The 14,341-nt window shown below is 61.2% G+C and carries 6 protein-coding genes; 5 read left to right on the top strand and 1 reads right to left on the bottom strand.

Annotated features, from left to right (window positions below; all coding sequences use genetic code 11):
* Window positions 1-383: 383 nt before the first annotated feature.
* Window positions 384-755: a VOC family protein gene (locus KKY_RS07590; RefSeq protein WP_014130733.1), complete on the top strand. Its 372-nt coding sequence runs from the start codon at window positions 384-386 to the stop codon at window positions 753-755.
* Between the two features lie 141 nt (window positions 756-896).
* Complete coding sequence (locus KKY_RS07585; protein WP_014130732.1) at window positions 897-1,571, top strand: response regulator; 675 nt, start codon at window positions 897-899, stop codon at window positions 1,569-1,571.
* A 103-nt stretch (window positions 1,572-1,674) separates the two neighbouring features.
* Here KKY_RS07585 and KKY_RS07580 read toward each other — a convergent pair whose 3' ends face one another.
* Complete coding sequence (locus tag KKY_RS07580) at window positions 1,675-2,964, bottom strand: sensor histidine kinase (RefSeq protein ID WP_014130731.1); 1,290 nt, start codon at window positions 2,962-2,964, stop codon at window positions 1,675-1,677.
* A gap of 286 nt (window positions 2,965-3,250) precedes the next feature.
* Here KKY_RS07580 and KKY_RS07575 point away from each other — a divergent pair, with 286 nt between their 5' ends.
* From KKY_RS07575 to KKY_RS19550, 3 genes are all read left to right on the top strand, one after another.
* Entirely contained in the window at window positions 3,251-10,390 is a 7,140-nt protein-coding gene (locus tag KKY_RS07575) for a peroxidase family protein (RefSeq protein ID WP_014130730.1), read from the top strand.
* Between the two features lie 70 nt (window positions 10,391-10,460).
* Window positions 10,461-12,197: a type I secretion system permease/ATPase gene (locus KKY_RS07570; RefSeq protein ID WP_014130729.1), complete on the top strand. Its 1,737-nt coding sequence runs from the start codon at window positions 10,461-10,463 to the stop codon at window positions 12,195-12,197.
* Window positions 12,194-14,317, top strand: coding sequence for a calcium-binding protein (locus tag KKY_RS19550; protein ID WP_014130728.1), 2,124 nt, complete (start codon window positions 12,194-12,196; stop codon window positions 14,315-14,317). The genes KKY_RS07570 and KKY_RS19550 overlap by 4 nt, the downstream gene beginning before the upstream one ends.
* The last annotated feature ends 24 nt before the right edge of the window (window positions 14,318-14,341 follow it).

The following is a 14,341-nucleotide window of genomic DNA, read 5'->3' as shown; positions in this document are numbered from 1 at the left end:
GGGATCGAAGTGCCCGGGGGCCGATGCGGCATGGGCTCGGCCGCACGCTCCCCCTTCTCCAGTCCCGCCCTCACCGGAAGCTCGTTTGCAACCTCGCCCTGGTGCGGTCGTGAGGGGAGAATGCCATGAGGGGCCGGGTGCGGGGATAAGTATTTCGAGCGGCGGAAGGCAGAGTATGTCACAATCGTGATTGGCCCGGGCTTGTGCCGCGCAAGGTGCACGAAAACAATCCCGTTCGTCTGATTAGAGCATTTCCGCTTTTCGTTATCGTGGCCCCTGGGGTCCTTAAATCGCGAAAATTCTCTCAGTCTTTGTTTTGTCGCGCGTCCGAACCGTAAAGTGGTGCCCACTTTAGCTGGACGCGCTCTAGAGGAGGGAAACAGATGCAATTGGGTGCATTTTCCGTCAGCCTGGCGGTCAAGGACATCGCCGCGTCACGCGCGTTTTACGAAAAGCTCGGGTTTGAAGTCTTTCACGGCGATGCCGAGCAGGGCTGGCTTATCATGAAGTCGCCGACGGCGGTCATCGGGCTCTTTCAGGGTATGTTCGAGAAGAACATCCTGACATTCAATCCGGGGTGGAACAGCGATGCGCAGCCGGTCGGCAGCTTTACCGACGTGCGCGACATTCAGAAATCGCTCAAGGCCTCAGGCATTCAGCCTGAGCAGGAGGCGGATGAAACCGGCAGCGGGCCTGCAAGCTTTATGGTATTGGATCCCGACGGCAACGCCATCCTGTTCGACCAGCATTTGTGAGCGATACCGGGCCGCAGTACTGCCTGTCTGCCAGCGTTTTCTGAGGCCGAACAGCGATTTTCGCGATGGCTTTTGACAATAGTCATAATGTGGGCAAATCACATTGGGTAACGATTGGCGGAGGGGCGAGGGGGCGAAATAATGACGGACGAAAAAGTTAGTATTGCTTTCGTTGACGACCATCCCATACTGCTTGAGGGTATGAAAGCGCTCTTTGTCAACAAGGAGCAGTTCAGCGTCGTGGCGCTCGGAACGTCAGCGAATGACGCACGAAACATCGTGGATACCCACCATCCGCAAATTCTTTTCATGGATCTGAGCATGCCGGGCGATGTTTTTTCCGTGATGACCGAAATCGTTCGGAAATCCGATTTCACGAAAATCATTGTCTTCACAGCCTTTTCGAGCGTCGACTCCGCCATGCGGGCACTTGAGGCCGGCGCGACGGGGTTCGTGCTGAAAGGTGCAACCTTCGGAGAACTGTTCGAGGCGGTGAATTCGGTGTTGCGGGGGGAAATGTACATCACCAGGCTCTATGCCAGCCAGGTGCTCAGCGGCTTGCGCAATCGGTCGCGGCAGGAAGACGATCATGGTGTCGACCTCAGCGTACGGGAACGCCAGATCGTGGCGTATCTGCTTCAGGCGCGCACCAATCGCGAGATCGCCTGCAGTCTTTCGATCAGCGAAAAGACGGTGAAGCGCTATATGACCAACCTTATGCTCAAACTCCACGCGCGCAATCGCGTCGAGGTGGCCATGCGGGCGCAGAAACTGGCGCAGTTCAAATCGAGCGCGCGGGCAGTGGCGCTCAGCTAGAGCCTGTCGTGGTGATTGGAAGCACCTGTGTTGTCGTTCGCCGGCGCCTGCTATCCCGGCCATCTCACAGGCCCGATCGAGCGTCATGGCAGGGGCCAAGGGGTCAATTCAACGGCAACACGACGCCGATGCAAGTGCCGCCGCCCTGGCGCGGCTCTATCGAGAACTCGCCCTTGAGAGCGTTGATCCTGTTCCGGATACCGGCAAGTCCGAGCTGCTCGCGGGCGCTGGCGCTTCTTTCCCCATCGGGCATGCCGGGCCCGCAATCGCTTACGGTAATATACAGCCGGTTCTTTGAAACCGTGGCCCGCACCTCGGTGTGAACGTCTCCCGCATGCTTGTAGGCGTTGCTGAGGGCCTCCTGGACCACGCGGTAGGCGCAGGTCTTGAGCGGAAGAGACGACGACCTGGGCAATTTGCCGAAACTTACAGCGATCTTTGTCCCGGTCAGCCCTTCGTGGCGAAGGACGGCCAACTGGAGGGCGCCGCGCAGGTCGATGCTGTCGATTTCGGGCAGGACCAATCCAGCCGAGATGGTGCGCAATTCCCGCAGGACGTCCTGAGCGATCAGGGCGCCACCGGCGCCCGGTTCGTCCTGGTCGTCGTCGGCTTGTTCCTGCTGTGCGGAGAGGCGCAGCGTCAACAGGCTCAGCATCTGGATGGGACCGTCATGGAGGTCCGCTCCGATCCTTGCGAGCAACTGCTCATTGGCCTCGCTTGCATCGAGGCGGGCCTTGTCGGCGGCTTCGCGCAGGTTCTCGTTCTGGGCAGCCATAAGGTCGGCCTCTGCAATGCGATGATCGAGCTGGCTGCGCTGGCTGGCAATGACCGAACTGCCCCGGGCGACGAGGAGGAACAGGATTCCGATCATCCCCGCCGTGGTGGCGCCGACCACGGCCCAGGTGGCGAGCCGGGCCCGCTCCAGCTCCTCGGCGAACCAGGGCGCATGCTCGTAATATTCGCCGACGGCGACGATCTCGCCGTCCTGTGCGCGGAGCGGAGCGTAGATTTCGATCAGGGGCAAACCGGTCGCCCGTTCGGTTGCCCCTTCGCGATTGTCAAGCGCGTCGTAGGAGGCGACGATTTCGCCGCTGGCGGCGCGTCTAACGTCGGTGGTGTTGAACTGCCGTCCGATCAGGTCTCTGTTCGTGCTGTAGATCACGGTGCCGTCGGTACGCCAGACCTTAACCGAGATGAGACGCTCTCCAAGCGGGGTATCGGCCAGCAGACCATCGAGCCGAACCATCCGCTCGGTCGTCATCGCGCCATCTGCCGGCAAGTCCTGAACATAGGGCTCAAGGAAGGTTTCGACGAACACCGAGCTCGATTTCGCGGCGCTGTTGAGGGTGCTGGCGGAAATGGTGCTGGTGATCCAGCCGCCCAGAATTGCCATGCTGCAGCACAGCGCGCCGCCGCCAACGATAAGGAATTGTGCAGAGAGATCGAGCCGCCGAAACCATAGAAGGGGGAGCTTCAGATGAGACCAAGGTCGCATCGGAATTGTCCCTTTGGTCGCATCGTTTGTGGGCCCGGACGTCACATCACATCGCTCGACTATCGTAGCTTACGCCGATTGCAATCCCACGCGACACTAGCAGCCTCGGATTATCGTGTCACCTGCGCCATGCCGGCCGGGGGCATCATGCGAATGGCTGTTCGGCCGCTAACGGAGAGCGATCATGGTTACCTATATCAAGAGCGATCTGGAATTCATCCTCAAACAGATCAAGATTTCCGAAGCCCACGCCCTCTACCTGGAAACGGAGGGGGCCGAGGGCGCGCCGCTGTTCGGGGAGAGCCTGAACGCCAATCCCGCGTCAATTCCGGCCTATAATATCGCCTGGGGGCTGCGCACCGTCGACGGGACCTACAACCATCTGCTTCCGGGCCAGGAATTGTGGGGATCGGCGGATCGGGAATTTCCCGAGTTGATGGAGCCGCAATATCGAACCGTGACGGCGATGGTCGATTTCGACGGGCCGGGGCCGATGGCGCCGATACCGTTCGAGATGACCTATACGCCGGGTGTCGATGCGGACGGACCGGGGCCGAACGCTACGCCTGGTGACGTCATTGATCCCTCCGTCCGCATCATCTCCAACCTGATCGTCGACCAGACGCTCGGCAATCCCGCAGCCATTCTCACGGCGCTGGAGGCTGCTGGCGTGGACGATCCGGGGCTGGTCATCACCCAGCAGATTTCGGCCGCCTATGCGCCGTTGCGCCCATTGTTCATCGATGTCGCCGAGGCGGCGCGGGTGGAGGCATCGGCCGCAGCCGCGGCTGCGGCCAATCCCGGCAATCTGCTGCTTCAGCAGGCTGCCGAGGATGCAGCGCTCGACTTGGCCAACGCGCAAGCCGCTCTCGACGCGGCGGCCAGCGTGCCCGGCGGGCTGAACGAATTGCTCGACGCCAACGGCATTGCGATGGATGGTGCAAACCTGCATATCCCCAACGTCGCGCCCGACGAGGGTCTGTCGGCACCCTTCAATTCCTGGTTCACGCTGTTCGGTCAATTCTTCGACCACGGCCTCGATCTGGTCAACAAGGGTGGCAGCGGCACCGTGATGATCCCGCTGCAGCCTGACGATCCGCTCTATGTCGAGGGCAGTTCCACAAACTTCATGGTGCTGACCCGCGCAACAACGGGACCAGGGCCCGACGGGATCATGGTCGATGATCCGTCGACGGCGGTCGATGAGTCCGCAGACAATGTGCGGCCCATCAACACGACGACCCCATTTGTGGACCAGAACCAGACCTATACCTCCCATCCCTCCCATCAGGTGTTCCTGCGTGAATACGAAGCAGGACCCAATGGTCCGATTGCCACAGGCAGGCTGATCGAAGGCGCAAACGGTGGCATGGCCACATGGGGCGAGGTCAAGGCACAAGCAGCAAATATCCTCGGCATTCAATTGACCGATCTCGACGTAGGGAGTGTGCCGCTGGTTCGCACCGACCCTTACGGCAATTTTATTCCCGGCCTCAACGGCCTGCCACAACTGGTCGTCGGCGTTGGTGCGGACGGCATACCCAACACCGGCGACGATATTGTCGTGGAGGGAAATATCGGGGTGCCTGTCGATCCCACAGCAGTGGGCGCGGTCCGCACCAATCACGGATTTCTCGTCGACATCGCCCATACGGCCGTGCCTGACGGGCTCGAGGACGGCGATACCGAGATTGGCGGGAACATTCCCGAGGACGGGTTCTATGACGACGAGTTGCTGGACGCGCACTTTATCGCGGGTGATGGCCGCGCCAACGAGAATGTTGGCCTGACGGCGGTTCACCACGTCTTTCATGCCGAGCATAACCGCCTTGTCGAGCACACCAAGGAGATGGTGATCGCCACTGGCGATCTCGACTTCATAAACGAATGGCTGACCGATCCGGTCGGTGCGGTTCCGGCCTCTCCGGATGGGCTCGCATGGAATGGCGAGCGGATATTCCAGGCGGCCAAGTTCGGCACCGAAATGCAATATCAGCACCTGGTGTTCGAGGAGTTTGCCCGCAAGGTACAGCCGACGATCAACACGTTCCTCGTGCCCGACGGGTTCGACATCACGCTCGATCCCTCGATCGTGGCCGAGTTCGCGCATGTCGTTTACCGGTTCGGTCATTCGATGCTTACGGAATCGATCGATCAGTACAGCCCTGAATTCGTGCCAAATCATATCAGCCTGATCCAGGGCTTCCTCAATCCCACGGCGTTCACAGGGCCGGGCTCCACGATTCTGGACGAGGTTGCGGCCGGCGCGGTCATTCGCGGCATGACCCGACAGGTCGGCAACGAAATCGACGAGTTCGTGACCAGCGCGCTGCGCAACAACCTCCTTGGCCTGCCGCTCGATCTTGCGACAATCAACCTGACACGCGGGCGTGATACGGGCGTGCCCTCTCTCAACGAGGCCCGCCGCAGCTTCTATGAGGCGACCAACCAGGACGTGCGATTGAAACCCTATGAAAGCTGGGTCGATTATGCAGGTCACCTCAAGCACGAAGCGTCGATCATCAACTTCATTGCCGCTTACGGCACGCATGCGCTGATAACCGGTGAAAGCACGGTCGAAGGCAAGCGCGCAGCCTCCATGGCGATTATCTTCGGCACCGAGCAAGGTGTCGACGACAACGGCGATGGCGTTGTCGATCGTATGATTGCGCCGCCAGTGGATGCCCTCGATTTCCTCAATGGGCAGGGCGAATACGCCGATGACCTCGGTGGCCTGGAGAATGTCGATCTGTGGATCGGCGGCCTAGCTGAAGAGATCATGCCGTTCGGTGGCATGCTCGGCGCTACGTTCAATTTCGTCTTCGAAGTGCAGATGGAAAATCTGCAGAGCGGGGATCGCTTCTATTATCTGCAACGCCTCGATGGCCTGCATCTGTTCGGCGAGATGGAAAACAACTCGTTTGCCGGCATGATCATGCGCAACACCGATGCGGCGCACCTGCCTTCGGATGTCTTTTCGACGCCGGGATTCATCCTCGAGGTCGATCAGTCGCGGCAGTTCAACCCCGATACCGGCGTATATCTGCCCGGCGACGACGGCGTTCTGGGTGACGATCCGGCGACCGTCGGTGTGGACGAAAGCCTCGACGATGTCGTTGACACCAACGCGGACCCGGCGGGCGGGGGCATCCTTACGCCGCTTGTCGTTCGCAACAATCCCGCCACCCCCGGCGCCGACACGAACTATCTGCGCTACACGGGCGGTGACCACGTCGTGCTTGGCGGCACCGATCCCGGAAATGGGTTCAATCCGAGCGGAGACGATATCATCATCGGTGGTATCGGTGACGATACGCTCTACGGGGATGGCGGCGACGACCTGCTGGAAGGCGGGTTCGGCAACGACATCATCAACGGCGGCGATGGTGACGACATCATCACCGACAGCGGTGGCGATGACAACATCAAGGGCGGTGCCGGCAATGATGTCATTCACGCCGGGCCGGGTCTCGATCTGGTGCTTGCCGGATCCGGCCAGGACTTCGTGTTCCTGGGCACGGATGAGGGTTCGGAGGTCTTTGCCGGCGAAGGCAACGACTTCATCTACGGCAACAAGAACGCCGAACGCATTCTCGGCAACGAGGGCAATGACTGGATCGAAACGGGCACGTTCGACGGCGCGCCCGGCGACAATTTCGACGAGATATTCGCCCATGACGGCATCGACGGGCACGACGTGTTCCTGGGCGATGGCGGGTTTGACGAATTCATCGGCGAAGGTGGCGACGACATCTTCGTGGGGAGCCCTGGTCGTGGCAAAATGGCCGGAATGTCCGGCTGGGACTGGGCGACCTACAAGGACAGCACTCTGGCTGTAGATGCCGATCTTTCGCTTCCGATCATCTTCGATGAAGCGCCCACGATACCCGGAAATGCGGCCCTCGATGAATATCAGTCGGTCGAAGGGCTATCGGGCTCGGCTCATGACGACGTTCTGACCGGGACCAATGTGCTGGCCGAGGACCGTGTTCCCGCAGATCCCAACGCGGACCCGATGGGCGGGCTCGAAGGATATCTCGGCAGCGCAATCGACGCTGAATCCATTGCCCTGATTTCCGGGCTCCAGGACGTTCTGGGTGCCGGTGTGACCGAATACAGCGCCGGTGACATCATCCTGGGCGGCGACGGCAGCGACATCATGATGGGCCAGATGGGCGACGATATCATCGATGGCGACAAATGGCTCGACGTGCAGATCGGCGTCTTTGACATCGGCGATACCGATCATACCGGAGAGCCGTTGGAGTTGCACAACTCGATGACGACGCTCGCTCAGAGAATGTTCTCGGGTGAACTCAACCCGGGCCAACTCTCGATCGTCCGCACCATTCGGCAGGCCGACGGGTCGAACGATCTCGACGTCGCGGTCTTTGGCGACGTGATGGAGAACTATGACATCGACTTCAATCCCGACGGCACCATTACGGTTACGCATGTCGATGTTACGGACGGGCTTGAGTCCGATGGCACAGACACGCTGAGACATGTCGAAATCCTGCGCTTTGCCGATCAGGACTTCTCTCTCGCCGTCGCGGCGACCGGTGCACCGGTAATCAGCGATACGACGCCGACGCAGACAATGAACCTCACGGCTGACACGTCGAGTATCGATGATCTCAATGGGCTCGGCGTCTTCTCGTTCCAGTGGCAGTCATCTCTGGATGGAACGACCTGGAACGATATTGGAGGTGCGACTACCGACTCCTTCACGCCGACGGCCGGCCAGATCAACATGCAGTTGCGTCTCGTTGTGACCTTTACCGACGGACTCGGCACACTCGAAACGGTTATTTCGGAACCGACGAGCGTGGTGGGCGCCTTCTTCAACGGCACCTCCTCGGCCAATACGTTCGGTGGTACTGCCGGCGAGGATCATGCGTATGGATTAGGCGGGCACGACACGCTTTCGGGTGAGGATGGCAATGACTTGATCGATGGTGGCTCAGGTAACGATACGATCTCGGGTGGTGCCGGCGATGATACCTTGGCCGGCGGCGACGGCATCGACACGATGGATGGTGGCGACGGCAACGACATCATGAATGGCGGCGGGAACGGCGACATCATGGATGGTGGCGAGGGCAACGACACCATGATTGGCGGTGCCGGCAACGATCAGATGTCCGGCGGGCTGGGCGACGACGTCATGGACGGCGATCTCGGTGCGGATACCATGAATGGCGGCGACGGCAACGACACCATGAATGGCGGCGGGAACGGCGACATCATGGACGGTGGCGATGGCAACGATACCATGGACGGTGGTGCCGGTGCCGACCAGATGTCGGGCGGCCTTGGCGATGACATTTTGGAAGGCGATGTCGGTCAGGATATTCTGGACGGCGGTTCCGGCAACGACACAATGAGCGGCGAAGTCGGCAACGACTGGCTGATCGGGGGCGAGGGAGACGATACAATCGATGGCGGCGACGGCATCGATACCGCCTTCTTCTCCGGATCGCTGGGTGATTACGATATTGCGCTCAACGGAACGGGAGGGATCGTTGTTACCGATACCGTTGGAACCGATGGTGTCGATACTATTACCAATGTCGAACGCCTGAACTTCGGCGGGCAGGTCTTCACAATCGTCAACGGCACCAACAATGCCGACAATCCGTTGGTCGGTGCTGGTGGGGCGCAAATCCTGCTGGGCTTCGATGGCGACGACACCATCAACGGTGTTGGTGGCAATGACGGCGTCCATGGCGGGGCCGGCGACGATATAATCGTCTGGGCTCCCGGCAGCGGCAGCGATGTCGTCAATGGCGGAACGGAAGGCGCCGGCGGCGACGTGTTCCAGATCACCGGCGGTGCCGGCACGGAAACGTTCAACATCTACACCCGGAACGCGGCCATCGCCAATATCGGCTACACCGGCAATGCCGAGATCGTCATTACCAGGGCTGTTGGCGTTGGTGCGGCGGTGATCATAGCTCAACTTACGGAAATCGAGGAGCTGGTGGTCAACACGCTGACGGTGTCGTCACCCGGCGGGGCCGGTGGCGGCGTCGACAGCGGCGATACGATCGCAGTGTTCGGCGACTTCACCGAAACCAGTCTCAACATGAATACCATCACTATCGATGGCTCGACGGGCAATGATACGATCGATATTACCTCGCTCGGCTCGGCGCACCGTATCGTGTTCAAATCCAATGGCGGGCAGGACACCATTATTGGCGCCCTGCGCGACCAGGACGTCATAGAATTTCCGTCGGGGGCGGTGCTTGCGGACTATGTAACGACACAAGACGAAAACGGTGTCGTTACGATGAGCAACGGCACCCACTCGGTCAGCTATACCCCCGCTGCGGGTCAGTCGCCTCAAATCGGCGGAGCTGCCGATGATGCCGAGGAGGAAGACCTCGCCGGCGATGCTGACGACGGCGCCCTGGCCGCGGTACCAACGATCGGCACCAGCCAGAACGACGTTCTGACAGGCACGGATACTGCCGACCATCTGATCGGCTTCAGCGGCGACGACGTGATTGTCGGACTGGCCGGGGCCGACGTGCTGCTTGGCGGAGAAGGAGCCGACTTCATCGCGGCCTGGGCCGGAGAGGACATGGTATTCGGCGGCGCCGGGAACGACACGGTCCTGGGCGGTGACGATGCCGATCTTCTCTACGGCGACGATGGCGACGACCGCATTTTCGGCGATGCCGGAGATGATCTCATCAACGGTGGTGCCGGAAACGACACAGTTGTCGCCGGCGCGGGTGACGACCGCATCGTGGCTGCGGCAGGAGACGGCGACGACTCCTATTTCGGTGACGAGATCAACGGTGGCACCGGAACCGACACGCTCGACATGTCCTCGATATCGTCCGGCGTTACGGTAAATTTGGGGGATGGTGTCGGCGGTTATGGGAGTGCCATGAGCGCGGTGTCCGGCTCGGACACGCTCTGGGGCATCGAGAACGTCGTTACCGGGGCCGGCAACGACACCATTACCGCCAGCGAGACCGCCAACGTCATCGACGGCGGCACCGGTAACGACACCTTTGTCTTCGGCTCCGCCGCTGCCGCCAATGGCGATACGATCATCGGCTTCGAAGCCGGCGACAAGCTCGATCTCAGCGCCATCGACGCGGATACCGGTACGGCCGGAAACCAGACCTTCACCCTGGTCAATGGTGCGCAGACAGCCGGGGTCGGCCAGTTGCTGGTGACCCATGAGACCCGAGCGGACGGTGACTACACGGTCGTCGAAGGCAATGTGGGTAACGGCGAGGAGGCCGACTTCAAGATCAGCCTCAAGGGAACCCATGAGCTCGTGAGCACCGACTTCTCGCTCTAGGCCGATGCGCGGCGGTTCTTACCAGGACTGCCGCGCCATTTTTCCCTGTGGGTCGAAGGACTATTGAAAGATGCGTACATCCAACGCCAGGGCCTTGTCAGAGCGCCGTGTCGCCGACCTGATCAAGCAAGAATTTCGCGGCATCACCATCTACCTCTTCACGGTTTCCGGGCTCATCAACATATTGGCGCTCACGGGCGCCTTCTACATGCTTCAGATCTACGATCGGGCCCTCACCAGCGGCAGCGTGCCAACCCTGCTGGCGCTCTCCGCGCTGGCGGTCGGTCTCTATCTGTTCCAGGGCCTGTTCGACATCGTGCGTTCTCAGGTTCTTGTGAGGGTGGGTGCCAGGCTCGATCGAAAGTTTGCCCCGCTGGCCCATCAGGTCGCCATCGACATGCCGCGATTTGGCTTTTCCACATCTGAATCTCTGGAGCGGGGCCGCGATGTCGATAACCTGCGGGCGTTCCTTGGAAGTCAGGGGCCCATGGCGCTGTTCGACATGCCGTGGATGCCGGTTTACGTCCTTTTCGTCTATCTCCTGCACCCGCTGCTTGGCGCCCTGACGCTGGGCGGGGTGGTGGTCCTGGTGTTTCTTGCCATCCTCGGCGAACTGCTTTCGCGCCGTCTGGCCAATGCCACCCAGCAGGCGATGATAAATCGCAACGCCATTGCCGACTCCAATGCACGCAATGCCGAGATCCTAAAAGCCATGGGATTTGCCGCGCGGGCCATCGAGAATTTCCGGACAGCCAATAGCGAACATTTGAAACTGCAGACCAAGGCCAACGACGTCGTGGGAACACTGGGCGCCATTTCGCGGGTGCTGCGGATGCTGCTGCAATCGGCGATCCTCGGCCTGGGCGCCTATCTGACGATCCAGGGCGATCTCTCGGCGGGCGCGATCATTGCCTCTTCCGTCGCTGCGACAAGGGCATTGGCACCTGTCGATCTGGCCATCGGGAACTGGAAAAATGTCGTGTCGGCGCGCAACGCCTTCAAGCGGCTGCGAGACACCATGATTGCCCTTGGCGAGGCCAAGCCGCCAATGGAGCTGCCGCCGCCCGCTTCGGCGTTGCGGGTTGAAATGCTGACCGTGGCGGCCCCCGGCTCGGGCCGGATTCTGTTGACCGATGTGGCGTTCGAACTCAAGGCCGGACAGGCGCTCGGGGTCATCGGGCCGAGCGCCGGCGGCAAGACAACGCTCGTTCGAGCGCTCGCCGGCATATGGCCGCCCTTGCGTGGCGCCGTGCGTCTCGACGATGCCGACCTCAGCCAGTGGCCGGACGAAAAGCTCGGCGACTACGTTGGCTATCTGCCCCAGGACGTTGCCCTGCTCAATGCCACAATAGAGCAAAATATCTCAAGGTTCAGCACACGGCATGATAGCGCCGGGATTGTCCGGGCCGCCAAGGCAGCCGGGGTTCATGAGATGATCGTGCGGCTCGATAATGGGTACGACACGCAACTGGGCCCGCACGGCGATACACTTTCTGCGGGACAGCGCCAGCGTATCGGACTGGCGCGGGCGCTTTATGGCGATCCCTTCCTTGTCATCATGGACGAGCCCAACTCCAACCTGGACGGTGAAGGCGAGGCGGCGCTGACCGAGGCGATCCGAGGTATCCGCCAGCGTGGGGGCATCGCCATTGTCGTGGCCCACCGGCCCAGCGCCCTTGCGGCGGTCGATCTCGTGGCGGTCATACAGAATGGCCGGATGACCGCTTTCGGACCCAAGGAGGAAATTCTCGCACCGCATCGCGTCACATCCGTGGCCGAGCGACAATCAAGGGAGGTGACAGCATGATCGGGGCAAAAGGCGCGCGCCAGCCCGAAGCCGAGGGCACCGCTGCGAGCGATCGTTATGCGTTCGCCGAGGCACAGGGGTTGAACAGGATCCCGATGCTGTTCGGCCTGATGGTGACCGGGATTGTAGCCTATCTCAAGCTTGCTCTGGCCCCGGCGCATGCCGCCCAGACGATCGACACGCCGGCACCGGAGCGTGACGAAGACCAGACTGCCGCGCCGGTGATTGCGAACCCGCCCGACAAGCTTGACGACTATCGCAAGAAGGCGGGCAATGGCGAAGCCGCGGAACATCTGGCGCCGCCTCTGCCGCAGGACTTTCCGTTGCGGGTTGGCAATGTCGTGGGATTTCCCGGGCCACGCTTCGAGCTGGCGGACTCATCGACAATTGATTTTTCCACCCTGGGGTCGATGGCCGAACCAACGGAGCAGACGGCGATACCCGATATCCCGGCTCCCCTGCGGACATCGGACGGTTTGGTGCCACCCACGCGGCTCGTGCCCGGCCAGGCCAGACCTGAAGAGCCGCCGACCGACATCCGTCGCAACAGGGCGCCTGAAGCCAGTGGGCCGGTCCGGCTAAACGATGTGGTGGCCGGCGCGGCCGCGCTGATCGGGCTCGATCAGCTTCTCGCCAACGTCGTCGATCCGGACGGTGACAATCTCGAGGTCAGCAATCTGCGGGTTTCCACCGGTTCGATCGGGTGGAACGGGGAGGCCTGGGTGTATTCCAGTCACGCCCAGACACCGGATTCCGAGGTCGTCATACGCTTTAAGGTGAGCGATGGGGCCGCTGTTATTGACCATACGGCGTCCTTCCGGCTGGAGCGGGAAGGCGACATGGTAGGTACAGATCAACTGGACCACCTTGTCGGCGCAAACCTTGCCGATGCGATCGATGCACGCGGCGGCAACGACCTGATCGACGCACGCGGCGGTGATGACATTGTCTTCGGCGGAGCAGGGGACGATCTTATCGTTGCCGGTGCCGGCCACGACCATGTCTATGGCGGCCTTGGCAATGACAGGATTTTCGGCGGGCCAGGTAACGATATCCTGAGTGGCGGTGGCGGCGATGACCAGATTTTCGGCGAGGATGGTGACGATACGATCCTTGGCGAGCACGGGAATGACCGGTTGTTTGGCGGGGCGGGCGACGATTTCATTTCCGGCGGAGCCGGTAACGATTTGCTCGGCGACGGGGCAGGGGCCGACAAGATGCTCGGCGATGCCGGTGACGATACAATCATTGTTTCGGCGGATGCGGCCCCCGACGTCTTTGACGGCGGCGCGGGCAGCGACACGCTCGATCTTTCGGTGGCAACCAAGCCCGTTCTGGTGGACCTTGAGGAGCAGAGCGCCCAGGGCGAGGAGATCGGCGAGGACAAAGTTGCCAACTTCGAAATCGTCATCGGTGGATCGGGCGACGATCTGATTGCCGGCGATGCGGCGTCCGAGGCACTGCATGGTGGCGGCGGAGACGATGAAATCCATGACGGGGCCGGAAGCGACACCGTTGAGGGCGGTGAGGGCGACGACCGGATCGTGGTCGCGCTCGATGCCGACGATGACACTTTTGACGGCGGCGAGGGGGCCGACCAGCTCGATCTTTCCGACACCACGGTGGGGGTCACGGTCAATCTCGAGACCGGGCAGATATCGAGTGTCGAGATCGGCAACGATACCGTTACAGGGTTCGAGGAGGTGCTGGGCGGTGCGGGCAACGACATGTTCCATGTCGGCGACCAGGCGGTGGTGCTGACCGGCGGGCCCGGCAACGACACGTTCTCGTTCGGACTTCCTCTCGCCCAGGTCATGGACCGGCCGCAGGTCATTCACGACATTCTCGATTTTCTGGTCGGCGACCGCATCCTGGTGGCCGAGTACGAATTTTCGACCACCTGGCGCGACGGCGAGGACAACCGGTTCGACTATTATTTCCACGGCGAAGACGCCGAGGAGGATCCGACCGGGCTGCGGCTGAGGATTCGATACGAGATCGACGAAAACGTCGAACAAACGCTTCTGGAGTTCGACTTCAGCGGCAATCGCGAATTCGATCTGGTGGTGGCCATCGACGGCCAGCACCAGCCCTATCTCTACGAACACGCGACCATTTGACAAGAGGGCTCGGGGAGAGCGCTG

This window comes from Pelagibacterium halotolerans B2, assembly GCF_000230555.1.
In the GTDB taxonomy this organism is placed as follows: domain Bacteria; phylum Pseudomonadota; class Alphaproteobacteria; order Rhizobiales; family Devosiaceae; genus Pelagibacterium; species Pelagibacterium halotolerans.
The sequence above is the reverse complement of the archived record's forward strand: the minus strand, read 5'-3'. Positions and strand labels throughout refer to the sequence as shown.